At 65.5% G+C, this 26,390-nt stretch carries 21 protein-coding genes; 4 read left to right on the top strand and 17 right to left on the bottom strand.

Annotated elements, in window-relative coordinates:
* Positions 1-144 precede the first annotated feature (144 nt).
* Positions 145-450, top strand: coding sequence for a hypothetical protein (locus tag PEP31012_RS12490; protein ID WP_150589641.1), 306 nt, complete (start codon positions 145-147; stop codon positions 448-450).
* A gap of 58 nt (positions 451-508) precedes the next feature.
* Entirely contained in the window at positions 509-1,366 is an 858-nt protein-coding gene (locus PEP31012_RS12485) for an inositol monophosphatase family protein (RefSeq protein ID WP_150589640.1), read from the top strand.
* A gap of 128 nt (positions 1,367-1,494) precedes the next feature.
* Here PEP31012_RS12485 and gltX read toward each other — a convergent pair whose 3' ends face one another.
* Positions 1,495-2,889 carry a glutamate--tRNA ligase gene (gene gltX, locus PEP31012_RS12480; protein ID WP_150589689.1) on the bottom strand — a complete coding sequence of 465 codons (1,395 nt, stop codon included), beginning with the start codon at positions 2,887-2,889 and terminating at the stop codon, positions 1,495-1,497.
* Between the two features lie 283 nt (positions 2,890-3,172).
* Between gltX and PEP31012_RS12475 the strand changes: the two genes are divergently transcribed.
* Both PEP31012_RS12475 and PEP31012_RS12470 read left to right on the top strand, forming a co-directional pair.
* Entirely contained in the window at positions 3,173-3,949 is a 777-nt protein-coding gene (locus PEP31012_RS12475; RefSeq protein WP_150589639.1) for a helix-turn-helix transcriptional regulator, read from the top strand.
* Between the two features lie 240 nt (positions 3,950-4,189).
* Positions 4,190-5,800 carry a phosphoethanolamine transferase gene (locus PEP31012_RS12470; protein WP_150589638.1) on the top strand — a complete coding sequence of 537 codons (1,611 nt, stop codon included), beginning with the start codon at positions 4,190-4,192 and terminating at the stop codon, positions 5,798-5,800.
* A gap of 139 nt (positions 5,801-5,939) precedes the next feature.
* Here the strand turns inward: PEP31012_RS12470 and PEP31012_RS12465 are convergent, their stop codons facing one another.
* The 16 genes from PEP31012_RS12465 to leuB all read right to left on the bottom strand — a co-directional run bounded on the left by PEP31012_RS12465 (position 5,940) and on the right by leuB (position 26,379).
* Positions 5,940-7,373 (bottom strand): NAD-dependent succinate-semialdehyde dehydrogenase, encoded by a 1,434-nt coding sequence (locus PEP31012_RS12465; RefSeq protein ID WP_174978216.1) that lies wholly within the window; start codon positions 7,371-7,373, stop codon positions 5,940-5,942.
* A gap of 236 nt (positions 7,374-7,609) precedes the next feature.
* Entirely contained in the window at positions 7,610-8,680 is a 1,071-nt protein-coding gene (gene hisC, locus PEP31012_RS12460; protein WP_150589636.1) for a histidinol-phosphate transaminase, read from the bottom strand.
* A 14-nt stretch (positions 8,681-8,694) separates the two neighbouring features.
* Positions 8,695-9,882 (bottom strand): O-succinylhomoserine sulfhydrylase, encoded by a 1,188-nt coding sequence (locus tag PEP31012_RS12455; protein ID WP_150589635.1) that lies wholly within the window; start codon positions 9,880-9,882, stop codon positions 8,695-8,697.
* Between the two features lie 224 nt (positions 9,883-10,106).
* Positions 10,107-11,627, bottom strand: a complete 1,521-nt coding sequence (purF, locus tag PEP31012_RS12450) for an amidophosphoribosyltransferase (RefSeq protein WP_150589634.1) — start codon at positions 11,625-11,627, stop codon at positions 10,107-10,109.
* Positions 11,628-11,682: 55 nt separating this feature from the next.
* Positions 11,683-12,537 (bottom strand): CvpA family protein, encoded by an 855-nt coding sequence (locus PEP31012_RS23835; protein ID WP_246171260.1) that lies wholly within the window; start codon positions 12,535-12,537, stop codon positions 11,683-11,685.
* Position 12,538: 1 nt separating this feature from the next.
* A complete protein-coding gene (locus PEP31012_RS12440; protein WP_174978215.1) occupies positions 12,539-13,486 on the bottom strand; it encodes an SPOR domain-containing protein in 948 nt (315 codons plus the stop codon).
* A gap of 116 nt (positions 13,487-13,602) precedes the next feature.
* On the bottom strand, positions 13,603-14,901 hold the full coding sequence (gene folC, locus PEP31012_RS12435; protein ID WP_150589632.1) for a bifunctional tetrahydrofolate synthase/dihydrofolate synthase: 1,299 nt from the start codon (positions 14,899-14,901) through the stop codon (positions 13,603-13,605).
* A gap of 187 nt (positions 14,902-15,088) precedes the next feature.
* Positions 15,089-15,964, bottom strand: a complete 876-nt coding sequence (accD, locus tag PEP31012_RS12430; protein WP_150589631.1) for an acetyl-CoA carboxylase, carboxyltransferase subunit beta — start codon at positions 15,962-15,964, stop codon at positions 15,089-15,091.
* A 194-nt stretch (positions 15,965-16,158) separates the two neighbouring features.
* Positions 16,159-16,983, bottom strand: a complete 825-nt coding sequence (gene trpA, locus PEP31012_RS12425) for a tryptophan synthase subunit alpha (protein ID WP_150589630.1) — start codon at positions 16,981-16,983, stop codon at positions 16,159-16,161.
* Positions 16,937-17,809: a DNA-methyltransferase gene (locus PEP31012_RS12420; RefSeq protein ID WP_150589688.1), complete on the bottom strand. Its 873-nt coding sequence runs from the start codon at positions 17,807-17,809 to the stop codon at positions 16,937-16,939. The genes trpA and PEP31012_RS12420 overlap by 47 nt, the downstream gene beginning before the upstream one ends.
* Before the next feature lie 195 nt (positions 17,810-18,004).
* Positions 18,005-19,207 carry a tryptophan synthase subunit beta gene (gene trpB, locus PEP31012_RS12415; protein ID WP_150589629.1) on the bottom strand — a complete coding sequence of 401 codons (1,203 nt, stop codon included), beginning with the start codon at positions 19,205-19,207 and terminating at the stop codon, positions 18,005-18,007.
* A gap of 57 nt (positions 19,208-19,264) precedes the next feature.
* Positions 19,265-19,921 carry a phosphoribosylanthranilate isomerase gene (locus tag PEP31012_RS12410; RefSeq protein WP_150589628.1) on the bottom strand — a complete coding sequence of 219 codons (657 nt, stop codon included), beginning with the start codon at positions 19,919-19,921 and terminating at the stop codon, positions 19,265-19,267.
* Complete coding sequence (truA, locus tag PEP31012_RS12405; RefSeq protein WP_150589627.1) at positions 19,918-20,718, bottom strand: tRNA pseudouridine(38-40) synthase TruA; 801 nt, start codon at positions 20,716-20,718, stop codon at positions 19,918-19,920. The genes PEP31012_RS12410 and truA overlap by 4 nt, the downstream gene beginning before the upstream one ends.
* Positions 20,719-20,815: 97 nt before the next feature.
* The gene (locus PEP31012_RS12400) at positions 20,816-23,995 is read right to left on the bottom strand and encodes a motility hub landmark protein FimV (protein ID WP_150589626.1); all 3,180 of its coding nucleotides are present in this window, start codon (positions 23,993-23,995) and stop codon (positions 20,816-20,818) included.
* A gap of 125 nt (positions 23,996-24,120) precedes the next feature.
* A complete protein-coding gene (gene asd, locus PEP31012_RS12395) occupies positions 24,121-25,251 on the bottom strand; it encodes an aspartate-semialdehyde dehydrogenase (RefSeq protein WP_150589625.1) in 1,131 nt (376 codons plus the stop codon).
* A 60-nt stretch (positions 25,252-25,311) separates the two neighbouring features.
* Positions 25,312-26,379, bottom strand: coding sequence for a 3-isopropylmalate dehydrogenase (leuB, locus tag PEP31012_RS12390; protein ID WP_150589624.1), 1,068 nt, complete (start codon positions 26,377-26,379; stop codon positions 25,312-25,314).
* Positions 26,380-26,390 lie beyond the last annotated feature (11 nt).

Genomic DNA, 26,390 nt, shown 5'->3' with positions numbered 1-26,390 from the left:
GGCAGTGAAGAGGCGTGAGAACAAAGCATGCGGCAGGCCGAAGCCCGGTGCACGGGGTCGACGTCCGCATCCCATTCGGGCCGGACGGCCGTTCGACGGCAGACGCCGCTATTTTGCCCTGAATCGGGAACGCTGCGGGCGCTCATGACGGCGTCGCTCATCGACGCTGCGCCGATGCGCGGCCACGACGCTGGCGCCGAGCCACGACAAAGCCACTATCAAGCCGTGATGAAGCCACGAAGCCACGAAGCCACGAAGACGCCGCAACGAAGCCGCAAATCGACGAAAAAGGGTCAGAAACAGGACCGGCAGCTGAAGCCGCCGCAGCGCACTCGTCGCGTTTTTGCTAAAATACGCGTTTTCGTCCCTGCAAACGAGCCGCCACCCGGTGCGCGGCGCTTGCAGGGCATCGCTCTTGCTCAATTTGTTCGCTTTGTCTGCCATGCCTGACGGCCGGCCCAGAGGGGGTCGCGCGTACCGTCGGCAATGGCCTTAACAGGAATCTGTCATGCAGCATCCCATGCTCAATATCGCGGTGAAGGCCGCGCGCCGCGCCGGCAACATCATCAGCCGCGCCTCCCTCGACATCGACACTGTCAAGGTCAGCAAGAAGCAGCACAACGACTTCGTGACGGAAGTGGACAAAGCGGCTGAGCAAGCGATCATCGAAACCCTTCTGCAAGCCTATCCGGACCACGCCATCCTCGCCGAAGAATCGGGTGAGGAGCACGGCAAGTCGGGCTCGGAATACCAGTGGATCATCGATCCGCTCGACGGCACCACCAACTTCATTCACGGCCTGCAATACTATTGCACGTCGGTCGCGCTCGCCCACAAGGGCATCGTCTCGCAAGCCGTGATCTACGACCCGACGCGCAACGAACTGTTCACCGCCTCGCGTGGCCGTGGTGCGTTCCTCGATGGCAAGCGCATCCGCGTGTCGCGCCGCGACCGTCTGGCCGATGGTCTGATCGGCACCGGCTTCCCGTTCCGCGATCTGCAAGGGGTAGAGAACTATCTGAAGATGTTCGGCACGATGACCGAGCATTGCGCGGGCATCCGTCGTCCGGGCGCGGCGGCACTCGATCTGGCCAACGTCGCGGCCGGCCGCATGGACGGCTTCTTCGAGCAGGGCCTGAACGCGTGGGACATGGCCGCGGGCAGCCTGCTGATTACCGAGGCCGGTGGCCTGGTCGGCAACTACACCGGCGAATCGGACTTCCTGTTCGAAGGCGAAGTTCTCGCAGGCAACCCGAAAATCTACGCGCAGATGGTCAAGCTGCTCGAAGGCTATTCGCGCGCCAAGCGTCCGGCATCGCCGGCCAAGGCCAGCGCGGCGGCCGCCGAAGGCAACCTGCCGTCGTAACGCCTGCGCAGGGACGTCGAAAGCGTCCCTCGTAAAAGAGACCCCGGCGATGCTTGCGCATCCCGGGGTTTTTCTATCGTCGGCGCCGCCGCGGGCGGCCCCGAACGGCTTCACACGCCGCGGGGGCCTCAGGCACCCAAGCGTGCCAGCACCGCGTCGCGACCCAGCAGTTCGAGCACGGCGTCGATGGCCGGCGTGTGCGTCGTGCCAACCACAAGCAGGCGCACCGGCATCGCGAGTTGCGGCATCTTCATGCCATGCTGGGCAAGCGTGGCCTTGAACGCCGGCGAGATCGCCGCCTTCGTCCACTCGGGCAGCGCCGCCAACGTCGCACCGAGGTCCTTCACGGCTGCGCGTGCAGCATCCGTCATGTGCTGCGCCAGATCGTCGTGCGTCGGGGCGGGTTTGCGGTAGAACATTTCGGCGCTCGCCGCGATGTCCTTGATCGTGTTCGCCCGGTCCTTGAACAGCGCGACGACCCCGGCCAGCGACGGACCGCCTTCGATCGACACGCCCGCTTTCTGCAGGAACGGCTCGGTCAGTCCGGCCAGGCGATCGTTGTCCGCCTGCTTCAGGTACTGGTTGTTCATCCACAGCAGCTTTTCGGGGTTGTGCTGCGCGGGCGACTTGCCCAGATGCTCGAGATCGAACCACGTCACGAACTGCTCGCGCGAGAACACTTCGGCGTCGCCATGCGCCCAGCCCAGACGCGCCAGGTAGTTCACCACCGCCTCGGGCAGGAAACCCTCCTCGCGATACTGAACCACGCTCATGGCGCCGTTGCGCTTGGACATCTTCTCGCCCTGGTCGTTAAGCACGGTGGGCAGGTGGGCGTAGATCGGCGGCTGCTTGCCGAGCGCCTCGAAGATGTTGATCTGGCGTGGCGTGTTGTTCACGTGGTCATCGCCACGAATCACGTGCGTGATGTCCATGTCGATATCGTCGACGACGACACAGAAGTTGTACGTCGGCGTGCCGTCCGGGCGCGCGATCACGAGATCGTCGAGTTCTTCATTCGAGATTTCGATGCGGCCCTTGACGGCGTCTTCCCACACCACGCTGCCGGCGAGCGGATTCTTGAAGCGTAGCACCGGTTGCACGCCAGTCGGCGGCTCGGGCAGCACCTTGCCCGGCTCCGGACGCCAGCGGCCGTCGTAACGCGGCTTCTCACCGCGCACGCGCTGCTGCTCGCGCAGCGCGTCGAGTTCTTCCATGCTCATGTAGCACGGATACACATGACCGGCTGTCTTCAGTTGCTCGAGCACCTCGCGATAACGGTCCATGCGCTGCATTTGGTAGAACGGGCCTTCGTCGTAGTCGAGGCCGAGCCATTCCATGCCTTCGAGAATGACCTGCACGGCTTCCGGGGTCGAACGCTCGAGATCGGTGTCTTCGATGCGCAACACGAACGCGCCGTGATTGTGACGCGCGAAGGCCCACGGATAGAGAGCGGAACGGATGTTGCCCAGATGGATGAAACCGGTCGGGCTAGGCGCAAAGCGGGTGCGGACTGTGGTCATGATTTGGCGTGGGTGCATCGCGTCGGCGACAAACAAAAACGCCCGCGGCGGAGGGTCTCGCGCAGGCGGGTCGCCAACATTCGGAAGCTGGCATTATATCAGCCACCTGTGCACACTCACGCAGAACCTGAGGGCATCCGCTTGCGCGACTCGCGTCGTGGAACGGAGATAGCGTCGGATCCCGCGCCGCTTGACGTTTGCCGCATTGCCGTTTGTCGTTCGCTGTTTGCTGTTTGCCGCTTACCACTTGTCGCTTTGTCCCTTCGCAACATTACATTGCCGTCTCATGTCCACCGCGATCCTCGAACTGCGTGAATACCGCCCGACCGAAAGCACCGACACGCACGACTTTCATCAGGTCGTGATCGGGCTGTCCGGGCGCATGTCGATGTCGCTCGATGGCGACGCGACGCGATACGGCCGTGTGGCCTCACGCAACGGCGTGGTGATTCCGGCGGGCGTGCGGCATGACTATCGCGGCGACGGCCCCAACCGGCAGGTCGTGCTGGACGTGCCATCGCGCCTCGCGGCGACGACCGGCTCGCAGCGGGCGTTCGCGCACGAGGCATTCTTCGCGCTCGACGCCAGCCTGCTGGCACTGGCCCGTCGCGTGAGCGCACGCAGCGACGGCGCGCGTCCCCTGAGCGCGGACGATCCGGTCGTGCGCGAGTGGCTGGGCGCCCTCACGGCGCGCCTGGCGCCGGCGCGTCCCGCACAGCGCACCGTGCGGCTGGACCTCGCGCGCATCGACGCCCGCCTGCGCACTGCGCTGGCGACACCCCCGGATACGGCGACGCTGGCCCGCGAAGCCGGTATGAGCGTGCGCCATTTTCACGATGCCTTTGTCGCGATCGCCGGCGAGACGCCTCACCGGCATCTGATGCGCCTGCGGCTGGCGTATGCGGACAGGTTGCTGAGCACCAGCGATGCGACGCTCGCGGACATCGCCCTGGAGGTCGGCTTCAACGATCAAAGCGCTCTGACGCACGCGTTTCGCCAGCACTACGGCCAGACGCCCGCGGCATGGCGGCGCGAATGCCACGCCCGCCCCACCTCGGGCTGAGCCGATTGCCCGCGCCCGGCGAGCCGATCGGAATGCTCCAAATACCGAATGGAATTCACCCATAAATGTTCGCGCTCACGACACCAATCTCCCAATTTCTGGTCGAATTGCGACGCTGATCGGCGCCTGGCATCAGGCGACAAGTGCAATGCCACGTGCCCGCGCGAACGGGCCCGGCGCCGGTCAGCGACCATCGACAGGCACGCAGCGACGTGCGCGACGCATTGGGAGACAAGCACCGTGGCATCACTTCTTTACCGCGTGTCCCTCGGACTGGGCGGACTGGCCCTGTTCTGGGCCTTCGGCATGCTCAGTGCCAACGAGTACGGCAAGAGCGCGGCGCTCATGGCGACGGCCCTGCCCGGGCTCACGGGCCTGTGCCTGCTGCTGCGCGCACGCCCCGCCTGGTTGAGCGCGACAACGCTTGGCATCATTGCCGTCTTCTTTTTCGACGCGGCGACCAAGGGCTTCCTGCGCGATTACTTCGGTTTGCGTCCGAATCATCTGCTGGTCTTGCAAGCGGTGTTCAACACGAACCCCTCCGAAGCCGGCGAGTTCTTCCGCCACCACTGGCGTGACCTCGCCGAGGCGAGTGGTGTCTTCGCCGGGCTGATGTCCGTGGTCGTCATGCTCGAGCGCCGCCTGTCGCACGCAGAAGCCGCGATCACCCCGCCGCCGATGCAACGCCGCGGCAAGTTCGCCGTGGCTTTCATGCTCATGGGCTTTCTCGCATTGCATCTGAATCCGACAATGGCCAAGGAAAATCCGCTGCTTTACTGGCCGATCCGCTATCTCGACTACCAGCGACAACTCGCCTATGCCGAAACGCTGCAACACGCCCTCGAACGCAACATGGCGCAGCGCACCGACTGGCGCGTGCAGTATCGCGGGCCGGCGCGCAAGACCGTCGTATGGGTGATCGGCGAGAGCCTGAACCGCAACAACATGTCGCTCTACGGCTACGCGCGCAACACGACGCCAATGCTCGACTCGCTGCGCAGCGAACTCACCGTCTTTCGTGACGTGGTCTCGTCCGAACCCGCGACGATGGCCTCGCTCATGAAGATGCTCACGCCGGCGAGCCTCACGGATCCCGACGCCTGGATGCGACAGCCCGATCTCGTCATGCTGGCGAGGGAAGCGGGGTATCGCACCTACTGGATATCGAACCAGGCACCCAACGACGGCTGGCTAGGACTCGTCGCCAAGCGAGCTGACGAGCGCGTCTTCATCAACAAGGGCTTGGGTCGAGGCGAGAACAATGTCGACGGCAATCTGCTGCCGGCTGTCGATGCCGCCCTCGCGAGCGATGCCCCCCGCAAGCTCATCGTCGTGCACCTGCTTGGCGCGCACCCGACCTACGACATGCGCTACCCGGCGACGTTCGCGCGCTTCGACAACGCCAACGACACCGTCATGCGCGACCTCGCGACGCAAGGCCGCTCGCTCTGGGTTCGTCGTCTGCGCAACGAGTACGACAACGCCATCGCGTACAACGATTACGTGGTTGCGAATCTGATCCGCAAGACGATGAAGGCCACAGCCACATCCGATGCGAGCCTGCTGTTCAGTTCCGACCACGCCCAGGAGGTCGGCCACACGCGCGATCACACGGGGCAGTCTGTCGCCGATGCGTCCGGCTACGAAATCCCGATGCTGGTCTGGACGCGCGACGCGATCGATGCGCGCAAACGCGCGATGCTCGAATCCCGCCCCTATCAGACCGACCAGCTCGAGCACACCATGCTCGGCCTGCTCGACATCGATACGGCTTACTACGACGCGTCGCACGACGTGCTCAGCGATGCGTTTTCCCCCGCACCGCGCAGCATCAACGGACACGCCTATTGAGATTGCGACGGGCGACGGGCGACAAAAAAGCCGACGCGAATTCTCGCGTCGGCTTGTCAACTGCCTGTTACCTACCTGTTACCCGCTCATTACCCGCTTACCGTGAGGGTCAGCGCGGGTCAGCGCAAGGCAGTGTACGTCAGACCTCCAGACGCGACACGAACTTAGGCTGCAGATACGCTTCGAGCGCTTCCGGGCCGCCTTCCGACCCGTAACCGCTGTCCTTCACGCCGCCGAACGGCACTTCCGGCAGTGCCAGTCCCGAATGGTTGATCGTCAGCATGCCGGTCTCGACGCGCGCCGCCAGGCGATGCGCGGTGCCCTGCGAGGTCGTGTACGCATATGCCGCCAAGCCGTACGGCAGACGGTTCGCCTCGGCGATGGCTTCGTCTTCCGTGTCGAACGGGTTGATGATCGCCACCGGGCCGAACGGCTCTTCGTGCATGATCTTCGCGCTCATCGGCACATTGCACAGCACCGTCGGCGCGTAGAAGTGGCCGCCTTCGGCCGCGCGCTTGCCGCCGGTCTTGAGCTGCGCGCCCTGGGCGACGGCATCCATGACGATGGCGCTGATCGCCTCGAAACGCTTGCCATTGACCAGCGGCCCCATCGTCGTCTCCGGATCCAGCCCGTTGCCCACGCGCACTGCTTCGGCAGCCTTCACGAAGGCGTCGACGAATTGATCGTACACGCCGCGCTGCACGAGGAAACGCGTCGGCGCGATACACACCTGACCGGCGTTGCGGAACTTGCCCGCGGCAAGATTGCGCACCGCAGCGGCAATATCGGCATCGTTGAAAATCAGCACCGGCGCATGCCCGCCGAGCTCCATCGTCACGCGCTTCATGTGCAGGCCGGCCATCGCCGCCAGTTGCTTGCCCACCGGCGTGGAGCCCGTGAACGACACCTTGCGGATCGTCGGATGCGGAATCAAATACGACGAGATTTCGGCCGGCACGCCGTACACGAGGTTCAGCACACCGTCGGGCAGCCCGGCGTCGGCGAAGGCGCGAATCAGCCCGGCCGGCGAGGCAGGCGTTTCTTCCGGTGCCTTGACGATCACGGAGCAACCGGCGGCCAGCGCGGCCGAGACCTTGCGCACCACCTGATTGACCGGGAAGTTCCACGGCGTAAATGCCGCGACCGGGCCCACTGGCGACGGAATCACCATCTGGTAGACGTTCGGCACGCGGGCCGGCACCAGACGACCATAGGCGCGCTTGCCCTCTTCCGCGAAGAATTCGATGATGTCGGCGGCCGAGAGCAGTTCGCCCTTGGCCTCGCCGATCGGCTTGCCCTGCTCCATCGTCATCTGACGTGCGATGTCGCCGACGCGTTCACGCAGCAGTCCGGCGGCCTTGCGCATGAGCTTGGCGCGCTCGAACGGCGCGATTTCGCGCCACTTGGCAAAGCCGGCTTCGGCCGCTGCCAGGGCCGCGTCCAGATCCGGCTGGGTCGCGCGTGCTACCGTGCCGATGGTTTCGCCAGTGGCCGGGTTTTCGATCGGCAGCGTAAGGCCTTCCGCGCCCCCCTTCCACTGCCCGTTAATGAAAAGCTCTACGTTGTGCGACATGCTGAAGTCTCCGGTTGGCAACACGCCCAACAGCATAACGCAGCCGGCCGATTCCTGTTGCCCTCCCATCGCAGCCAAGCCCGTGCGTTTCCCGAGGCCTGCGCAGACATCTCATCTCATGAAACAAAAGGGCCGGCAGCCCAGGAAACGTTCCACGTCCCCATGCTGCCGGCCCCTGGAGGATCAGTCGTCCCGCCCCTGCCCTCTTGCGGGACGTCGAAGCGCCCCAAGACATGTCAGCTCACCAGAATTTCCTTCAATGCGTCCGTGAACGCCACGCACTGCGCTTGCGTGCCGACCGTGATGCGAAGGAACTGGGCCACGCGCGCCTGCTTGAAGTGGCGCACGATGATCGAGCGTTCGCGCAGCGCCGCCGCCAGTTGGGCCGCGTCGTGCGACGGATGGCGCGCGAACACGAAGTTCGCCGTCGACGGCAGCACGTCGAAGCCGAGCGCCGTCAGACGCGCGACCAGCGCCTCGCGGCTCGCGATCACCGCCCGACGCGTTTCGTCGAAATACGCCTCGTCCTCGATGGCTGCCACACCGGCCGCTTGCGCGAGACGGTCGAGCGGGTACGAGTTGAAACTGTTCTTCACGCGCTCGAGCGCTTCGATCAGGTCCGGATGACCGATGGCAAAGCCCAGACGCAGTCCCGCCAGCGAGCGCGACTTCGAGAGCGTTTGCACCACGAGCAGGTTCGGATACGTCGCGATCAGCCCTGCAGCACTCTCGCCGCCGAAGTCGATGTAGGCCTCGTCGATCACCACCACCGAATCCGGATTCCCCGCCAGCAGGCGCTCGATCTCGCCACCGGCCAGCACGCGACCGGTCGGCGCATTCGGATTCGGGAAGATGATGCCGCCGTTCGGCTTGAGGTAGTCGTCGACGCGAATCTCGAACGTGTCCGTCAGCGGCACGTTCTCGAACGCCACCCCGTACAACCCGCAGTACACCGGATAGAAGCTGTAGGTGATGTCCGGGAACAGGATCGGCTTGTCGTGCTTGAGCAGTCCCTGAAACACGTTCGCCAGCACTTCGTCGGACCCGTTGCCCACGTGCACATTGGCCACGTCGATGCCGAAGCGATTGGCGATGGCCTGCTTGAAGCGACGCGCGTCGGGATCGGGGTAAAGCTTGAGCGCATCGGCGTCGCCGCCGAGCGCCTCGCGAATCGCGGCGAGCACGCGCGGCGACGGACCGTACGGGTTCTCGTTGGTGTTGAGCTTGATCAGACGCTGCATCTGCGGCTGCTCACCGGGCACATAGGGCGTCAGTTCGGCAACGCCCGCACTCCAGAATCGACTCATGACGACCGCTCCGCTCAGCGCACGAAACCGCGAGCCAGATCGGCCCGGATATCGGCCGGCGACTCCAGACCGACCGCCAGACGGATCAGGCCTTCGGTGATGCCCGCCGCGGCACGCGCCTGCGGCGTGATGCGGCCGTGCGTGGTACTCGCCGGATGCGTAATCGTCGTGCGCGTATCGCCAAGGTTGCCCGTGATCGAGCACACGCGCGTGTTGTCGATCACACGCCAGGCGTTCTCACGCTGCTCGGCGGGCGTGGCGCCCTTGAGTTCGAACGCGACAATCGCCCCCCCAGCCTTCTGCTGGCGCTGTGCGAGCGCGTACTGCGGGTGCGACGGCAGTCCCGGGTAGAACACGCGGCCGACCTGCGGCTGCTGCTCCAGCCACTGTGCGATCGCCAGCGCGTTCTCCGATTGCTTCTCGACGCGCAGCGACAACGTCTCCAGTCCCTTGAGCAACACCCAGGCGTTGAACGCGGACAGCGTCGGGCCCGCGCTGCGCACGTATGTGAACACCTTGCCCATGATGAATTCCTTCGTGCCGACGATCGCACCGCCGAGCACGCGGCCCTGACCGTCGAGGAACTTCGTCGCCGAGTGAACGACGACGTCCGCGCCGTACTCGATGGGCCGTTGCAGCGCCGGCGTGCAGAAACAGTTGTCGACGACGAACAACGCCCCCGCTTCCTTCGCGATCTGACCGATGGCAGCAATGTCGGCGATGTCGGTGAGCGGGTTGGACGGCGTCTCGAGGAAGAACATCTTCGTGTTCGGACGGATCGCGGCACGCCAGGCGTCGAGATCGGTCGGGTCGACGAACGTCGTCTCGACACCGAAGCGGTTGAAGATCGTGGAGAAGACGTTGAGCGTGGAGCCGAAAATGCTCTGCGAGCTCACGAGGTGATCGCCGGCCGACAGCGCCGCCATCACCACCGAGACGATCGCGCTCATGCCCGAGGCGGTCGCCATGCAGGCCTCACCGCCCTCAAGCGCGGCCAGACGATCCTGGAACATCGACACGGTCGGGTTGGTAAAGCGCGAGTAGGTGAAGCCCTCCTCCGAATGCGCAAAGCGTTCGGCGGCCTCGGCCGCGCTCTTGAATACGAAGCTCGAGGTCAGGTACAGCGCCTCGGAATGCTCACCAAATTCGGAGCGCTGCGTGCCTGCGCGCACCGCCAGGGTATCGAAGTCGAAGGAGTCCATCGTGTGTCTCGTCATCAGGTTGGCCCGACCGCCGGCCAAAAAAAGAAAAGCCCGTTTCGCTGGTCAGCAAAACGGGCTCGAAATCCATCTGTCTAGGCCTCGCTTTAGCTGTTTCGGGGAAGATCCCCACGTCCGCAAGCTGAAATCAAATCGACGTGAAATCGAGTGTAGCACGTTGCAGGCGGGGAAGGAAAATCCCCGCCGCCGGCCTGCCCCGGTTCGACTCAGAGGCCGAGCTGCGCTCCGCGCGGCTCATTGTCGTCGCCTTCGCCAGACTCCACCACCGGCGCCTTCGGCGCCTTGCGCTGCTGTTCCAGACGATTCAGGTACTCTGGCGTGACGTCGCCCGTGATGTAGTTGCCGTCGAAACACGAGGCGTCGAAGTCGGCCAGCGCCGGGTTGATGTCACGCACGGCGGCCTTCATGTCCTCGACGTCCTGATAGATCAGTTCGTCCGCGCCGATGATGCGCGCCACTTCCGCATCGCTGCGGTCATGGGCCACCAGCTCGCTGCGCGTGGGCATGTCGATGCCATACACGTTCGGGAACTTCACCGGCGGTGCGGCCGATGCGAAGATCACCTTGCGAGCGCCGGCGTCACGCGCCATCTGCACGATTTCCTGACTGGTCGTGCCGCGCACGATCGAGTCGTCGACGATCAGCACGTTCTTGTCCTTGAACTCGACGCGCATGGCGTTGAGCTTCTGGCGCACCGACTTCTTGCGCATCGCCTGGCCGGGCATGATGAAGGTACGGCCGACGTAGCGGTTCTTGAAGAAGCCCTCGCGATAGTTCAGGCCCAGTCGCTTGGCGACCTGCATCGCGGCCGGACGGCTGGAGTCCGGGATCGGCATGACGACGTCGATGTCCTGGTAGTCGATTTCGCGGCGAATCTTCTCGGCGAGGTAGTCGCCCATGCGCAGGCGCGCATCGTAGACCGGCACGCCGTCGAGCACCGAGTCCGGACGGGCCAGGTACACGAGTTCGAAAATGCACGGATGCAACGATGCGGCTTCGGCGCACAACTGCGACGACAGTTCGCCGTCGTTGCTGATGAAGACCGCCTCGCCCGGCTTGACGTCGCGCTCGAACGCGAAGCCCATGCCCTCGAGCGCCACCGACTCCGACGCCACCATCCACTCCGTGCCGTTCGGGCCGTCGAAGCGGCCGATGCACAACGGGCGGATGCCGTGCGGATCGCGGAACGCGAGCAGACCGAAGCCGGAAATGATGGAGACGATGGCGTACGAGCCGCGCAACCGGCCATGCACCTTGCCCACCGCCTCGAACAACGACCCGACGCTCAGGCCATCACGCGCGCTGTCCTGCAGTTCGTGCGCGAGCACGTTAAGCAGCACTTCGGAATCGGAGGTGGTGTTGATGTGGCGACGATCGACACGGAACATCTCGTCCTTGAGCTGTTCCCAGTTCGTCAGGTTGCCGTTGTGGGCAAGCACGATGCCGTATGGCGCATTCACGTAGAACGGCTGGGCCTGTGCGGCGCTCGATGAACCGGCCGTCGGGTAACGCACCTGACCGATACCGACGTTGCCTGGCAAGTCGCGCATGTTGCGCGTGCGGAACACGTCCCGCACCATGCCGTTGCCCTTGTGCATGTAGAAGGAGTGGCCATCCGTCGTCGCGATACCGGCGGCGTCCTGGCCGCGGTGCTGCAGCAGCAGCAGACTATCGTAGATGAACTGGTTGACCGGGGACTTGGAAACTACACCGACGATGCCACACATGGCATGAATCCTTCAAAAAACATCGAAATCTGCAACTAACGGACCGTATTATCCGTCATTCGGAAACCTTGTGCAGGCCGGTCGACGGCGTGGCCGATCCACCCGCCCCTCCCGCCGCGCCGCTGCGCATGCCCCACCCCTGCGACTGACCGGTCGTGCTCTGGCCATGCAGGCCCTCGCTCGTCAGTCCCGTGCCGAGACTGCCGCCGCCAAGCACACCCACGCTCGTCGAGCCGCCCGTGCCTGACACCCCGGACATTCCGGAAGTCCCGCCACCGCGCTCACCATCTGGATGGGCCGACCCGCCCGATTCCGGCGTGCCGCGATACGGCGCCAACTGGGGCAAGGGAATCGGCGTTCCCAGCGGATTGGCACTCGGCACCGCCGCTTCGGGATTGTGCAGATAGTGCTGCACCGGCTCCGGCAGGTACGGCATGAGCCGCGACAATCCCGCTTCCACCCACGGACGTACCAGCGACTGCTGCCAGACCGGTTGTTGCGGCAATGCCGTCAACTTGGCGGCGACCATCAACAACATCAAGAGCAACATGCCGCGCACGATGCCGAACAGCATGCCCAGTCCGCGATCGGCCGGGCGCAAACCGATCATGTCGGTCATGCGTCCCACCAGCGCGCTGACGATACCCGCGCCGAACACCACCGCGACGAGCACCAGCAGAAAACCGAGGGCGCCCTGCGTCATCTCGCCGCCGGGCAAATCGGCAGGCAGCCAATGCGCAACATCCGGGCCGAAGGCACGCGCCACGAAGAACGCCACGACCCAGCCCACCAGATTGAACAGCTCGCGCACCAGACCGCGCAGCATGCCCAGCAGCATCGAGCCGAGGAGGACCGCGATGGCCGCGTAATCCACCACGGTCAGCAGAGCGCTATGCACCGGATCGCTCAACTCAGCCCGCCTCTGCGACCTGCGCCGTCAGTCCGGCGTCGCGAATCTTCTTGCCCGCCGCCTCCGCGCTGGGACGATCGGGGAACGGCCCGGCGCGCAGCAGGTAAAGCTCACGGCCGCCGACCTTGCTCTTGACCATATAGCTCGGCACGTTCACGAGCTTGAGCTTGACGAGCCAGGCCTGCGCGCGATCCTGCGTCGAGAAGGCACCGATGCGCACCAGGTACTTGCCGCCAGACGCCGCCGGCTTCTGCGCACTGTCGTGACTATCCGCCGACTTGGCGGGCTTGGTCGTCGCATTGTTCTGCGCGAACTGCGCAATCGGATCGGCGACGTTGTTGTTCGGCTGCGCCTTGGCTTGCGCCTTTGGCGTGTCGTGCGACTCCGGCTTCGCGGCCGGTTTCGTCTCGACATGCGCTTCCGGCTTCTTGGCCTCGGGCTTGGTGTCCGGCTGCGCTTGCGCCACCACCGGTGCCGGCACTGCACTCGGGGCCGGCGGCACGGCCGTCGGTGCCGGGGCGGGCGTCGCGGGCGTAGCCGTGGCTGGCTTGGCCGCGTTGGCACCAGCCAACGTATTGCTGTCGAGCGCCACTTCGCCCTTGTCGAGCGACGCGTCGGTCGACGGCGCGGCTGCCGCCTGAGGCTTCACGCGCACGGGCGGCGAGTTGGTGTCTTTTCCGGGTATCTGGATGGCGATGTCGTCGGCCGACGGCTTTGGTTCGGGCGCCAGCACCATCGGCAGAATGATGACGGCCGCGAGCACCAGCGCCAACGCACCGACCAGTCGGCGGCGCGCGCGTTGCTTCTCGGGCAGCAGCGGGTCGAGTTGCTCGTGCTCGCTGTACTCGCCCCCTCCCGCCGCACGGGTGCCGGTTCGGCCGCTCCGGCGGCTACCGCGCTTGGGGGGAACGGCTTCGGCGTCTTTCTTGCGGAAGGAAAACAATCCCATAGGCCCTTGGCTCAGGTCGTAACTCGCGTCGTTGGACGGATGATGATCGCGCATCGGCGGCCCCCTGCGCATGACATTTCTCGTAAGCCAATGTCACGGCAAACGCCCCTCATGCGTCAATGGCGCTGCAATTTGCGGTGCGACATGACGCCTGCCACCGTAAAGAACGATCCGAAAACCACGATTCTATCATTCTCCCCGCACTGCTCGAGCGCGGCGGCATAGGCTTTCTCGGGGGATTCGAAGGTTTCGACCGAATGATCGGCGTCCGGCGCGAACCCCACGGCACGTAGCTTCTCTTCCAACATCTGCGGACTCGCGGCACGCTCGGTCGGCAGCGCACACAGGCGCCAGTGATCGACCTTGTCGATGAGATGCCGCAACACGCCCTCGATGTCCTTGTCAGCCATCGCCCCGAACACCGCATACGTGTAAGGGAAGTAACCCATGCCATCGAGATTGTGGCCGAGCGCGGCGGCGGCGTGCGGGTTATGCGCCACGTCGAGCACCACGGCCGGACGCCCCGGCAGCACCTGAAACCGGCCCGGCAACTCGACCGATGCGAGCCCCAGACGAATGTCCTGCGCGGACACCGGCAGCGTGTCGCGCATCGATTCGAGCGCGGCCAGCGCCGCCGACGCGTTGAGCAACTGGTTCGCGCCGCGCAGGGCCGGATAGGCCAGCGCCGGGCGGCGCATCTGGCGTCCGCCGTAGCTCCACTGTTGCTTGTCGCCCTGGTAGTTGAAATCGCGGCCGAACAGCCACAAGTCCGCGCCGATACGCTCCGCCTCGGCCAGCAGCGTGGCCGGCGGCATCGGATCGCCGCAGATCGCCGGCTTGCCCGCGCGGAAAATGCCCGCCTTCTCGATGGCGATCGCCTCGCGCGTGTTCCCGAGGTACTGGGCGTGATCGATGTCGATGCTGGTGACAACGGCGCAGTCGGGATCGACGATGTTGACCGCATCGAGGCGCCCGCCCAGGCCGACTTCCAGAATCACGGCATCGAGCCCAGCGGTGGCGAACAAGTGCATGATCGCCAGCGTGGTGAACTCGAAATACGTGAGCGAGACCGGCTCGTCGAAGCTAGTGCGCGCGGCTTCGACCGCCTCGAAATGCTTGAGCAGCGTGGCGTCGTCGACGTTCTCGCCGTTCAGGCGAGCTCGCTCGTTGAACGAGATCAGATGCGGAGAGGTATGACAGCCCACGCGATAGCCCGCCGAGAGCAGGATGGCTTCGATGATCGCGCAGGTCGATCCCTTGCCGTTGGTGCCGCCCACCGTGAAGACGGGGCACGGGAATTGCAGTCCGAGAGCCGCTTTCACGCGGCCAATGCGCGTGAGGCCCATATCGATGCCCACAGGGTGGGCGGTTTCCAGATGGGCGAGCCAGGCGTCGAGAGTGGAGTAAGTCGGCATGAATGGTCGGGCAGAAAAACAAAAACGCGGACGTCACGTAACGTCCGCGCTTGCTATCCTGCTGAGTGATGCGTTCAAGCGCCGCATGCGCGGCGCGGCGTGGCGTTGCGACATTCTACGCCGTTGCACTGCCCTTTGGGGCACCGCAGCGGCGCACGACGCCATCGCGCGCGTGAAGCGTCCGCGCTCAGGCGACGGCGTCCGCCGGCTGGCACTGCATCAGGGCGATCAGGCGAGCGATCTCTTCGCGCATCTTGCGACGGTCGACGATCATGTCGATCGCGCCCTTTTGCAGCAGGAACTCCGAGCGCTGGAAGCCTTCCGGCAGCTTCTCGCGCACGGTCTGCTCGATCACGCGCGGGCCGGCGAAGCCGATCAGCGCCTTGGGCTCGGCGATCACCACGTCGCCGAGGAAGGCGAAGCTGGCCGACACGCCGCCCATCGTCGGGTCGGTCAGCACGGAGATGAACGGCAGCTTGGCGTTGGACAGCTTGGTAAGCATGGCCGTGGTCTTCGCCATCTGCATGAGCGAGAGCAGGCTTTCCTGCATGCGCGCGCCGCCCGAAGCGGTCACGCAGACGAACGGCACGCCCTGCTCCAGTGCGTTCTGCGCGCCACGCACGAAGCGCTCGCCGACCACCGACCCCATCGAGCCGCCCATGAACGCGAATTCGAAGCAGGCGACCACAACCGGCAGCGTGTGGATCGCACCGCCCATGACCACCATCGCGTCGGTCTCGCCGGTGTCGTCCATCGCTTCCTTGATGCGGTCCGGGTACTTGCGGCTGTCCTTGAACTTCAGCGCGTCGACCGGCACGATCTCCTGGCCGAGTTCGTAACGGCCTTCCGGATCGAGCAGCGCGTCCAGACGCGCACGGGCGCCGATACGCATATGGTGATCGCACTTCGGGCAGACGTGCAGATTCGCTTCCACGTCGTTGCGATACAGCACCGCCTCACACGACGGGCACTTGATCCACAGCCCTTCCGGGATGCTCTTGTTGCGCTGCGTCGGATCGGTTTGCTTGATCTTCGGGGGCAGCAGCTTATCGAGCCAGCTCATAGTTTCTCCTTGGCAAACGCCCGCACCAGACGGGGCGGGCGTTTCGGGCGACCGTGCAACACGGCCGTGTCAATTCAGCGTTTCACCGGGCGGGCCGGCGAATCGTCGCCGCGGACGATACCGACGAAATTACGCCGCGAATTTACGCCGCGAATTTACGCCGCGAATTTACGCCGCGAATTTACGCCGCGAATTTACGCCGATTTGGCGCCCTCGTCGAGCGCCTGGCGAATACCGCCGATGAATTCAGCGAGCGATTTTACCGCGTTCTGGCCTTCGAGATCACGCGGCGTGTTCTCCAGACGCTGCACGATGGCGCTGCCGATGACCACGGCGTCCGCCACACTCGCGATGGCGCGTGCCGTCGCGGCGTCGCGAATACCGAAGCCCACGCCCACCGGCAGGGGCGCGACGGCCTTGATTTCCGGGATCTTCGCGGCCACGCTGTCCAGATCCAGGCTGGCAGCGCCCGTCACCCCTTTCAGGGAGACGTAATACAGATACCCGCTGGCCTGACGCGCCACGGCGGCCATCCGCGCCTCGGTCGACGTCGGGGCGAGCAAGAAGATCGGATCGATACCATGCGCGCGCACCGCGCCCGCGTAGGCCTCGGCCTCCTCGGGCGGGTAGTCGACCACCAGCACGCCATCCACACCGGCCCTGGCGGCCCGCTCGGCGAAGGTGTCGAGTCCCATCGCCTCGATCGGATTGGCGTAGCCCATGAGCACGACCGGCGTCCGGTCGTTGGTCTGACGGAACACCGCCACATAGCCGAGCACCTCGGCCAGGCTTACGCCGCGTGCCAGCGCGCGCTCGGACGCGCGCTGAATCACCGGGCCGTCGGCCATCGGGTCGGAGAACGGCACGCCGAGTTCGATGACGTCGGCGCCGTTGTCGGCCAACGCATGCATCAACTTGACCGTCCAGCCCGGTTCGGGATCGCCGGCGGTGATGAACGGAATGAGGCCCTTTTTACCCTGCGCTTGCAAGGCTTGGAACGTCGCTTGAATGCGGGACATGATCGGAAAGTCTCTGAAGTCTTTGGTTGGCGAGCGCGTGGTAATGCGCGTTCAGCTCGAAGCCGACGAAACGCCGGCCGTGCAGCGCGCAAGCCACGGCCGTCGTGCCGCTACCCATGAACGGGTCGAGCACGAGACCGCCGGGCGGGCAACTGGCCAGCACCATGCGCTCGATGATATGCAGCGGTTTTTGCGTCGGATGATCGACGCGCTCGGGGTCTTGCCGGTGCAATCGCGAGATCGACCACAGATCCTTGGGGTTGTACCCCAGCTCCAGCCACTTGCTGCCCTCGAAGATACGGCGCGAGCGCGCCTTCTTCGTGGCGGCGTCGTACGGCACGCGCACCGCATCGAGGTCGAAGTAGTAATCCTTCGACACCGCGAAAAAGCCGATATTGTCGTGTACCGACGAGAACCGCCGGGTGCTCCCGCCCATGCTGGGCACGCGGCGATCCCAGATGATCTCGTTGATCATCAGCATGCGCTGCTTCAGGAACACGAACAGCTCCGGGGCGTACTGCCACGTGCAGAACAGGTACAGCGAGCCGCGCGGCGCGAGCTTCGGCAGCGCCGCTTCGAGCCAGCCATACGTCCAGCCGAGGAAGTCCTCGCCGGAGCGCTTGTCGGAATCGTTGCCATAGTCCTTGCCCAGCCCGTACGGTGGGTCGGCAAGAATCAGGTCGACGCTGCCGTCGTCCAGTTCGTGCAAGTGCGCCAGAAAGTCGGCATGACGCAAGGTGATGTCGCCCGGCGCCCAACGCGCGCGCAGCTCGCCGGCCGCTTCCCTGGCCTCGAGACGTGCGGCGGCGGCGTCGGTGGCGTCCATGGGGCGCTCGCCCACGAGGACGTCAAGCGGTGCCTTGCGATCAGTCAGATCGGTCATGCGGGTTCTGGTGTCCTTAAGGCAACTCAGGGAGCTGCGGGGGCTGAAAACGGGATATCGTGGAATCTGCGGTTCGGCCATCGATGGCGTCTCGCGACGCCACCTGCACGGCATTGACCGTCCATACCGCCTGTGCCGCTATGCCCCGCCCGGCGCGGGCTTGGCCAGCGCCATCACGGTGTGCATGTCTTTGTCGCCGCGGCCCGAGAGATTGACCAGCACGATCTGATCGCTCGGCAGCGTCGGCGCCAGCTTGCACGCATAGGCGAGCGCGTGGCTCGACTCCAGTGCCGGAATGATGCCTTCGATCCGGCAGCAGTCATGGAACGCGCGCAGGGCTTCGGTATCGGTCACGCCCACGTACTCGGCACGCTTGATGTCATGCAGCCATGCGTGCTCTGGACCCACCCCGGGGTAGTCCAGACCGGCCGAGATCGAATGCGTCTCGGTAATCTGGCCGTTGGCGTCCTGCAGCAGGTAGGTGCGGTTGCCGTGGAGCACGCCGGGCGTGCCGCCGATGATCGATGCCGCGTGGCGGCCGGTCTCGATACCGTCACCGGCCGCTTCCACGCCCACGAGCTTGACGTCCGGCACGTCGATGTACGGATAGAAAATGCCCATGGCGTTCGAGCCGCCGCCCACGCAGGCGAGCACGTAATCGGGCTGACGGCCGGCCAGTTCGGGCATCTGCACCTTGCACTCTTCGCCGATCACGCACTGGAAATCGCGCACGAGCATCGGATACGGGTGCGGTCCGGCCACGGTACCGATGATATAGAACGTGCTCTCGACGTTGGTCACCCAGTCGCGCATGGCTTCGTTCAGGGCGTCCTTGAGCGTCTTGGAGCCCGACTCCACCGGCACCACGGTCGCGCCCAGCAGTTGCATGCGGTAGACGTTGGCCGCCTGACGCTTGACGTCTTCCGCGCCCATGTAGACCACACACTCCATGCCGAAGCGCGCTGCAATGGTGGCCGTGGCCACGCCGTGCTGACCGGCGCCGGTTTCCGCAATCACGCGGCGCTTGCCCATGCGACGGGCCAGCAACGCCTGCCCGATCACGTTGTTCACCTTGTGCGCGCCGGTGTGGTTCAGGTCTTCGCGCTTGAGGTACACCTGCGCGCCACCCAGTTCCTGGCTCCAGCGCTTGGCGTGATAGATCGGCGACGGACGGCCGACGTAGTGCTTCAGTTCGTAATGGAATTCTTCGAGAAAGGCCGGATCGTGCTGATACTTGGCATAAGCCTCGCGCAGCTCGTCGAGCGCGTGAATCAGCGTCTCGGCCACAAAGACACCGCCGTACGGGCCGAAATGGCCGCGGGCGTCAGGCAAATCGTACATGGTCGTCACTCTTCGCAGTACCGGTGCGCGGCTCAAGCGGCCGCCCCGGCGGGTTGCTCATTCGGCGTCGGCGGCACGCACCGCGTGCACGAACGCCGTCATGCGGGCGTGATCCTTCACGCCCCGCGACGCCTCCACACCGCTCGACACGTCGACGGCGTAAGGCGTCACCCGGCCGATGGCTTCAGCAACGTTGTGTGCGTTCAAGCCACCACTCAAAACGGCCCGACGCGCGATGTCTTTTGGAATAAGTGACCAATCGAAAACCTTTCCCCCACCGCCGTAGCCCTCGACCAGGGCATCGAGCAAGATGCCTTGCGCGGCGGTGTATGCATTGGCGAATTGTAGCAAATCGCCGCTGTCTTTCGTCTCCGGGCCGATACGCATGGCGCGCATGTACGGACGGTTGCCCGCGGCGGCCGACAACGCCGCGCATTGCACCGGCGTTTCATCGCCATGGAACTGCAGTGCGGTGAGCGGCACGGCCTCGACCGTCCGGGCGATCTCGTCGGCCGTCGCGTTCACAAACAGCCCGACCAGGCTCACGTACGCCGGCACCCGGCGGGCCAGTTCGGCCGCGCGCGCCAGATCCACGTAGCGCGGGCTCGGCGGGTAAAAGACGAGACCGATGGCGTCGACGCCCAGCGCCACCGCGTGATCGATGTCGGCTGGCTGCGACAGGCCGCAGATCTTGATTCGGGTACGGGATTTCATGAACTTGCCCACGGCATCGGGAACGGCCACGCAGCCCAGTTGGGCTCGGGAACGGCGAAACGCTCAGGATACCCCACCCGTGCCAGATACAGCCCGTCCGGCATGAACGTCGGGGCGGCCTGACGACGGTCGAGACTCGCGAGCACGTGCGTCATCCAGCTCGCCGGCTGGCGCCCCCGGCCCACGGCGACCAGACAGCCCATGATATTGCGCACCATGTGATGCAGGAACGCACTCGCCCGGAAGCGGAACACGAAGAAATGCCCCTGCTGCTCGATGTCGATGGCGTACAGATGCTTCACCGGCGTCTTGGCCTGACACTCGGACGAGCGGAACGCCGAGAAGTCGTGCTCGCCCACCAGCACCCGGCTCGCAGCGCGCATCGCCTCGAGATCGAGCGGCGTGTGCAGCCAGCCGCAACGGCCGTCGAGCAACGGCGAGCGCACGGGGTGCACGTACAGCACATAGAAATACGTGCGCTCGAACGCGGTGAAGCGGGCGTGGAAGTCATCCGGCATCGCCTGCGCCCATTGCACGGCCACCGTCTTGGGCAGAAACGCGTTGACACCGCGCACCCACGAGAACATCGCGCGGTCGAGTTCGGTGTCGAAATGCACGACCTGGCCGATGCCATGCACGCCGGTGTCGGTGCGGCCCGCGACCGTGGTGGGCAGCGCAACGCCGCCGAATTCCCGCATCGCGGCTTCGAGCGTTTGCTGCACGGTGTTGCCGTGCGGCTGCGATTGCCAGCCGGAGAACGCCGTGCCGTCGTAATGGATGCCCAGTGCGATTCGCATATGAAAAAGAAAAATGGGCGCTCAACCTGCGAGCGCCCCAAACTACGGTCAATCTGTGGTGTGTTCGTCAGCCTGTCGTGGCGTCAACTTCGCGTCGTCACTTGCCAAGCTCGGCCAGCCGTGTGCGGGCCACGGACTGCTGCGCGGCGTCGCCGCCGGCGATCACCTCTTCGAGCAGTTCGCGCGCGCCTTCGTCGTCGCCGATGGTCTGATACGCCGTAGCCAGTTCGAGCTTGGTATGGAATTCGTCGGGCGCGGCCGGCTCGGCAGGCGGCACCGCGACCGGGGCCACCGGCGTTGCCGACAGTGCCGGCGCGACCACCTGCGGCATCTGCGGCGCCGCCGGTTCCGCGGCATACGGCGTTTGCGGTGCCGGCGTATTCAGCACATCGTGCTCGATCAGGGCTTCGGCGCCGATGTCGGCCGGTAGCGTCGGTGCGCTCACGAACGCCGGTATCGTTTGCGCGTCGTCGCCCTTCAGATCGAGGCTGAAGTCCGAGAGATCGAACGACAACGGCTTGAGTGATGGCGCCTCGTGCGCGGTATCCGTATAGCTTCGCGGTGCCGCGGGCGTGTTGCCGGCCTGCTGCAGCGCGGCGTCGAAGTCGGCATCGCTCAGTTCGCCATCGGGTTCGTCGGACGCCTCGTCCGCGCTCGCGTGCGAGCGCAGCGGATCGTCCATCGGTGCCATCTTGAACTGCACCGAGCCCATCCCCTTCGTCAGTGACGGCAAGGCATCGCTGGAAATGGTGCCGACCTGGGCCGACTGCCCCGGAATCGCCAGATCCAGATCGCCCAGCATGCCGGCGACGCCGCCGTCAGGCAAGACCTCGGCAATCGGTGCTTCAGTAGCTTCAGTCGCTGAAAGGGCTGAAGCCGTTGAAGTGGCTTCGGAGGCTTCAGCGGCATCGACGGGTTCGGCCGGTGCGGACGCGCTCGGCGCAGGCTCACGCGCCGCCGTGGCCGCCACGCCACCCACGGCGGCGGCAGCGCCCAGCGCTTCGAGCGCCGACAGGCTGGCTGCGGCCGGATCGTCGTGAGCGGCAGGGGCTTCGTGAGATTCCCGAGCCTGTCCGGCTTGTTCAGCAAACGCGGCGTTCCAATCGATTTCCGGCTCGCTGGCGGCTTCGCCCGGCGTTTGCGCGACATGTGTCGCCTCAGCATCCACCAACGGATCAACCGCCGACTCGGACATCTGCGCCGACGCCAATGCCACAGGCGGCACACTAAGATCTTCGCGATGTTCGCTGCCGGCCCCGTCGGCGTGATTGTCTGCGCGTTTGCCGTCGTGTTTCTCAGCGTGCTTGCCGGCGAATTCGTCGTCGAGCGCGTCGGCCGAATGCACTGGCTCCGCGGCCCACGCCCGTCCATTGACATCGGCGGCTGCGGGCGTGTGATGTCCGTCGTCGATGGCGGCAACGCCCTCGTCCGACGCCGACCATGCGCCTTCGGGCACCGGCGGCCGAGCGTCTTCGGCGTCCGCCTGGTTGGCCGCATACAGCGCCGCAGCGCCTGCGGCACCCGCGCTCGCCGCCGTACCTGCCGTGGCCATCCAGTGCGACGCCGGCTCGGCTTCCGGCGCACCATCTTGCGACGCGTCGCGACCATCGTGCGCATCACGCCCATCGTCATACGGCTCAGGCGGCTCCAGCGGCGCCGCGGCACGGCCGCGGCGCATCAGCGCCCACAGGCCGAGCAGCACCACCAGCACACCCGCACCCGGCAGCACATACGGATTCTGACTCACGGCACGCCAGTTCATCACGCCGTTCGGCGCCGCCTTGGCCGGTGCCACCGCAGCACTGGCAGCGGCCGCCGCAGCGACGTCGCTTGCCGGGCCCGCGACCGCAGCCGTCGCCTCGGATGCGGTCGCGCCCGCCGATGCAGCAGAGGCGGCAGCCGTGGCGTCGCTCATTGCCGCTGAGGCGACGGCCGCCATGCCTGCGCTGTCTGCGCGGGTAGCGGCGTCGGTTGCCTTCCTATCCGCATCATTGGCGGCATTCGGCGCCGGCTTGCCCGTCACCGATGCCACCTGTGTATTGCCCTTGCCTTCGGCGGGTTTCGCCGTCTTTTCCTGCGCAGTCGCCCCGGAAGCGGTGGCGGCCTGCTGCTCCAGATTGGCGACGGCCTGATTCTTCAGCGCCAACAACTTCTGGAGATCTGCAACGTTCTTCTGCAACTCGTTCACCCTGCCCTGAGCCTCGGCCTGTGCCTTGCTCTGGGCGATTTGTGCTTCTTCGCTGCCGCCGGTTCGACCGGCCGTGCCGCTCGCCCCTCCCTTCCCGGGTCGCGACAGCTTCAATTCATCGCGTGTCGCGGGCGTGGCAGCTTCCGGTGCCTTGCCCGCTTCGATCGCGCCCTGTGCACTGCGGCCTCCGGCCGGTGCTGCCTGCTGCGCCGTCGATTCGGCAAGCCGCGCGCGATACGCGTCAAACTGCTCCCGCGCAGCCGACACGAACTTGCGTGCCTGCGCCGCCGGAACCCCTTGCACCTGCGCGTCGGCCGGTCGCGTCAGCGTCGCTCCCTGGCGCAGCCGATTCGGATCGTCGCCGATGAACGCCGAGCGGTTCGCGTCGAACAGCGCGGTCATCATCTGCGCCAACGTCACGCCACCTTCGCCGCCCGTGAATTCACGGGCAATCGACGACAGCGAATCGCCGCGCGCCACCTTGCGCTCACGCGCCACGCCCGTCGCAGACGCCTTGCCCGGCTGGGCCGACGTGGCCGGCGCAGGCGCGGGTGCGGGTGCGGGCGTCGTGGACGTCGCGGGCGCGGCTTGACTCGCCACTGCCGCAGGGACAACGGCCTGCGGTTGGGCTGCGCTCGGTTCCGGGATGGCGGACAGCGTCACGGCGTTGGACTGACGGCCAGTGCGCCACTCGAGCACCAGCAACAGGTCGAGGAACGAGGTACTTATCGGCTCGGCCGAGTCGACATGCACGAGGTACGTGCCGCTGTAGCCCGCCTGGCGCCCACCGGTCGGCGAGACCGACACGGAGAGCTTGTCGAGCGTGGGATCGTAGCGCAGACCGGCCTGCTTGAAGGCGTCGCGCGGCGCGAGCTTCACCGACAATCCGTCGGCTTCCGCCGGCGACACGTTGCCCAGCACGATGACGGCACGCAATGGCTGGCCCGGGCCCGAGCGCACCTGCTGCGGGCCGAACTCCGCCGCCCCGGCGTTGAGCAGCCCAAGGCTCCACAAGACGGCCGCTGCCGCGCTCAGGCGGAGCGAATTACGGGACGAGTTTGCACGCTTGCCGATCGAGTATTTCCGCACTGTGTCTTGTCAGGCCTGTCAGTTGTTTGTCACTGGCCGCCCCGGCTGCAAGGGGTGCCTCCCAAAGCGCGGACGGCGGCCTCGCGGGCCGCCGTTCTTCACGCCTTACCGATGCGCTGCGACGCTCAAGCGTCGAGCAGGATGCGCAGCATGCGGCGCAGCGGTTCCGCCGCGCCCCACAACAGTTGATCGCCGACCGTGAATGCCGACAGATACTCCGACCCCATCGACATCTTGCGCAGGCGACCGACCGGAATCGTCATCGTGCCGGTCACCGCCGCCGGCGTCAAATCGGTCATCGACGCCTCACGCGTGTTCGGCACCACCTTCACCCAGTCGTTCGCCTGGCCGATGATGTCCGTCAGTTCATCTAACGGCACGTCCTTCGTCAACTTGATGGTCAGCGCCTGACTGTGGCAACGCATCGCGCCGATACGCACGCACAGGCCATCCACCGGAATGGCGCGGGTGTTCGGGAAACCGTCGCCCAGACCCAGGATCTTGTTGGTCTCGGCACCGCCCTTCCACTCTTCCTTCGACTGACCGTTGCCCAGGTCCTTGTCGATCCAGGGAATCAGGTTGCCGCCCAGCGGCACGCCAAACTGCTTGGTCTCGTCGGCCGTGAGCGCGTGCTGCTTCGCGAGCACCTTGCGGTCGATCTCGAGAATGGCCGAGTGCGGATCGTCCAGCAGTGCCTTGACTTCGGCGTTGATGCTGCCGAACTGCGTGAGCAGCTCGCGCATGTGTTGCGCCCCACCGCCCGACGCCGCCTGATACGTCATCGACGTCAGCCAGTCGACCAGACCGTGCTGGAACAGGCCGCCCAGACCCATGAGCATGCAGCTCACGGTGCAGTTGCCGCCGACGAAGTTCTTCGTGCCCTTGCTGAGCGAGTGCTTGATCACATCGAGGTTGACCGGATCGAGGACGATGATCGCATCGTCCTTCATGCGCAGCGTCGAGGCCGCGTCGATCCAGTAGCCGTTCCAGCCCGCCGCGCGCAGCTTCGGGAAGATCTCGGTGGTGTAGTCACCGCCCTGGCAGGTAATGATGATGTCGCATTTTTTCAGCTCGTTGACATCATTGGCGTCTTTCAGCGAAGTCTCGTTCTTCGCCATCGACGGGGCTTTGCCGCCCGCGTTGCTGGTGCTGAAAAACACCGGCTCGATCAAGGCGAAGTCGTTCTCCTGTTGCATGCGCTGCATCAGAACCGAACCGACCATGCCCCGCCAACCTACCAGACCTACGGTTTTCATTTATCCACTCTCTTATCGTTGCAATTGCGCCGAGGAGCGTCTCACGACGCCCCGTCAACGTTATAGCGCGGCAACCACCGCCGCGCCCATCTCGCGCGTACCCACCTTGGTCGCGCCTTCCTGCCAGATGTCGGGCGTGCGCAATCCTTGCGCCAGCACCTTCTTCACCGCATTCTCCACGCGATCGGCCTGTTCCGCACGGCCCAGCGTGTAGCGCAGCATCATGGCCGCCGAGAGGATCGTCGCCAACGGATTGGCCACGCCCTTGCCGGCGATATCGGGCGCCGAGCCGTGCGACGGCTCGTACAGCCCCTTGTTATTGGCGTCGAGCGACGCCGACGGCAACATGCCGATCGACCCCGTGAGCATCGCGGCCTCGTCCGACAGAATATCGCCGAACATGTTGCCGGTCACCACGACGTCGAAGTTCTTCGGCGCCTTGACCAGTTGCATCGCAGCGTTGTCGACGTACATGTGCGAGAGTTCGACCTCCGGATACTGCTTGGCGACCTCGATCATGGTGTCGCGCCACAGTTGCGACGTCTCGAGCACGTTCGCCTTGTCCACCGAGCACAAACGCTTGTCGCGCTTGGCGGCGGCCTGGAACGCGACATGCGCGATACGCTCGACTTCCGGCACGCTATACCGCATGGTATCAAAACCTTCGCGTGCGCCCTCGAAAGCGCCATCCGGCGACCGGCGAAACCCCTTCGGCTGACCAAAGTAGATGTCGCCGTTCAGCTCGCGAATGATCAGGATATCCAGCCCTGCCACGATTTCCGGCTTCAGGCTCGACGCGTCGGCCAGCTCCTTGTACAGAATGGCCGGACGGAAGTTGGCGAACAGCTGCAGATGCTTGCGCAGCCCCAGAATCGCCTGCTCGGGGCGCAGTGCGCGTTCGAGCGAATCATACTTCCAGTCGCCCACGGCGCCGAACAGGATGGCGTCCGCTTCCTTGGCCAGCTTGAGCGTGGCGTCCGGCAGCGGGTGACCCGCGGCCTCGTAGCCCGCGCCGCCGACGGGCGCCTCTTCCAGTTCGAACGTCTCGCCCAGTGCATTGAGCACATTGACGGCTTCCGTCACGATTTCCGGACCAATGCCGTCACCCGGCAACACTGCAATTTTCATGCGATCTCCTT

Source organism: Pandoraea eparura (assembly GCF_902459725.1).
Classification (GTDB): Bacteria; Pseudomonadota; Gammaproteobacteria; order Burkholderiales; family Burkholderiaceae; genus Pandoraea; species Pandoraea eparura.
Note: the sequence above shows the minus strand (reverse complement) of the source record. Positions and strands in the feature narration are given on the sequence as shown.

What these genes read in the sequence shown, in the direction of transcription:
- PEP31012_RS12490 (WP_150589641.1), top strand. Translation starts at nt 145, where the DNA reads ATGACGGCGTCGCTCATCGACGCTGCGCCGATGCGCGGCCACGACGCT.
- accD (WP_150589631.1), bottom strand. Translation starts at nt 15,964, where the DNA reads ATGAGCTGGCTCGATAAGCTGCTGCCCCCGAAGATCAAGCAAACCGAT.
- folC (WP_150589632.1), bottom strand. Translation starts at nt 14,901, where the DNA reads ATGCCGACTTACTCCACTCTCGACGCCTGGCTCGCCCATCTGGAAACC.
- PEP31012_RS12455 (WP_150589635.1), bottom strand. Translation starts at nt 9,882, where the DNA reads ATGGACTCCTTCGACTTCGATACCCTGGCGGTGCGCGCAGGCACGCAG.
- PEP31012_RS12420 (WP_150589688.1), bottom strand. Translation starts at nt 17,809, where the DNA reads ATGGACGCCACCGACGCCGCCGCCGCACGTCTCGAGGCCAGGGAAGCG.
- PEP31012_RS12410 (WP_150589628.1), bottom strand. Translation starts at nt 19,921, where the DNA reads ATGAAATCCCGTACCCGAATCAAGATCTGCGGCCTGTCGCAGCCAGCC.
- hisC (WP_150589636.1), bottom strand. Translation starts at nt 8,680, where the DNA reads ATGAGTCGATTCTGGAGTGCGGGCGTTGCCGAACTGACGCCCTATGTG.
- asd (WP_150589625.1), bottom strand. Translation starts at nt 25,251, where the DNA reads ATGAAAACCGTAGGTCTGGTAGGTTGGCGGGGCATGGTCGGTTCGGTT.
- trpB (WP_150589629.1), bottom strand. Translation starts at nt 19,207, where the DNA reads ATGTACGATTTGCCTGACGCCCGCGGCCATTTCGGCCCGTACGGCGGT.
- truA (WP_150589627.1), bottom strand. Translation starts at nt 20,718, where the DNA reads ATGCGAATCGCACTGGGCATCCATTACGACGGCACGGCGTTCTCCGGC.
- PEP31012_RS12475 (WP_150589639.1), top strand. Translation starts at nt 3,173, where the DNA reads ATGTCCACCGCGATCCTCGAACTGCGTGAATACCGCCCGACCGAAAGC.
- PEP31012_RS12485 (WP_150589640.1), top strand. Translation starts at nt 509, where the DNA reads ATGCAGCATCCCATGCTCAATATCGCGGTGAAGGCCGCGCGCCGCGCC.
- leuB (WP_150589624.1), bottom strand. Translation starts at nt 26,379, where the DNA reads ATGAAAATTGCAGTGTTGCCGGGTGACGGCATTGGTCCGGAAATCGTG.
- PEP31012_RS12440 (WP_174978215.1), bottom strand. Translation starts at nt 13,486, where the DNA reads ATGGGATTGTTTTCCTTCCGCAAGAAAGACGCCGAAGCCGTTCCCCCC.
- purF (WP_150589634.1), bottom strand. Translation starts at nt 11,627, where the DNA reads ATGTGTGGCATCGTCGGTGTAGTTTCCAAGTCCCCGGTCAACCAGTTC.
- PEP31012_RS12465 (WP_174978216.1), bottom strand. Translation starts at nt 7,373, where the DNA reads ATGTCGCACAACGTAGAGCTTTTCATTAACGGGCAGTGGAAGGGGGGC.
- trpA (WP_150589630.1), bottom strand. Translation starts at nt 16,983, where the DNA reads ATGTCCCGCATTCAAGCGACGTTCCAAGCCTTGCAAGCGCAGGGTAAA.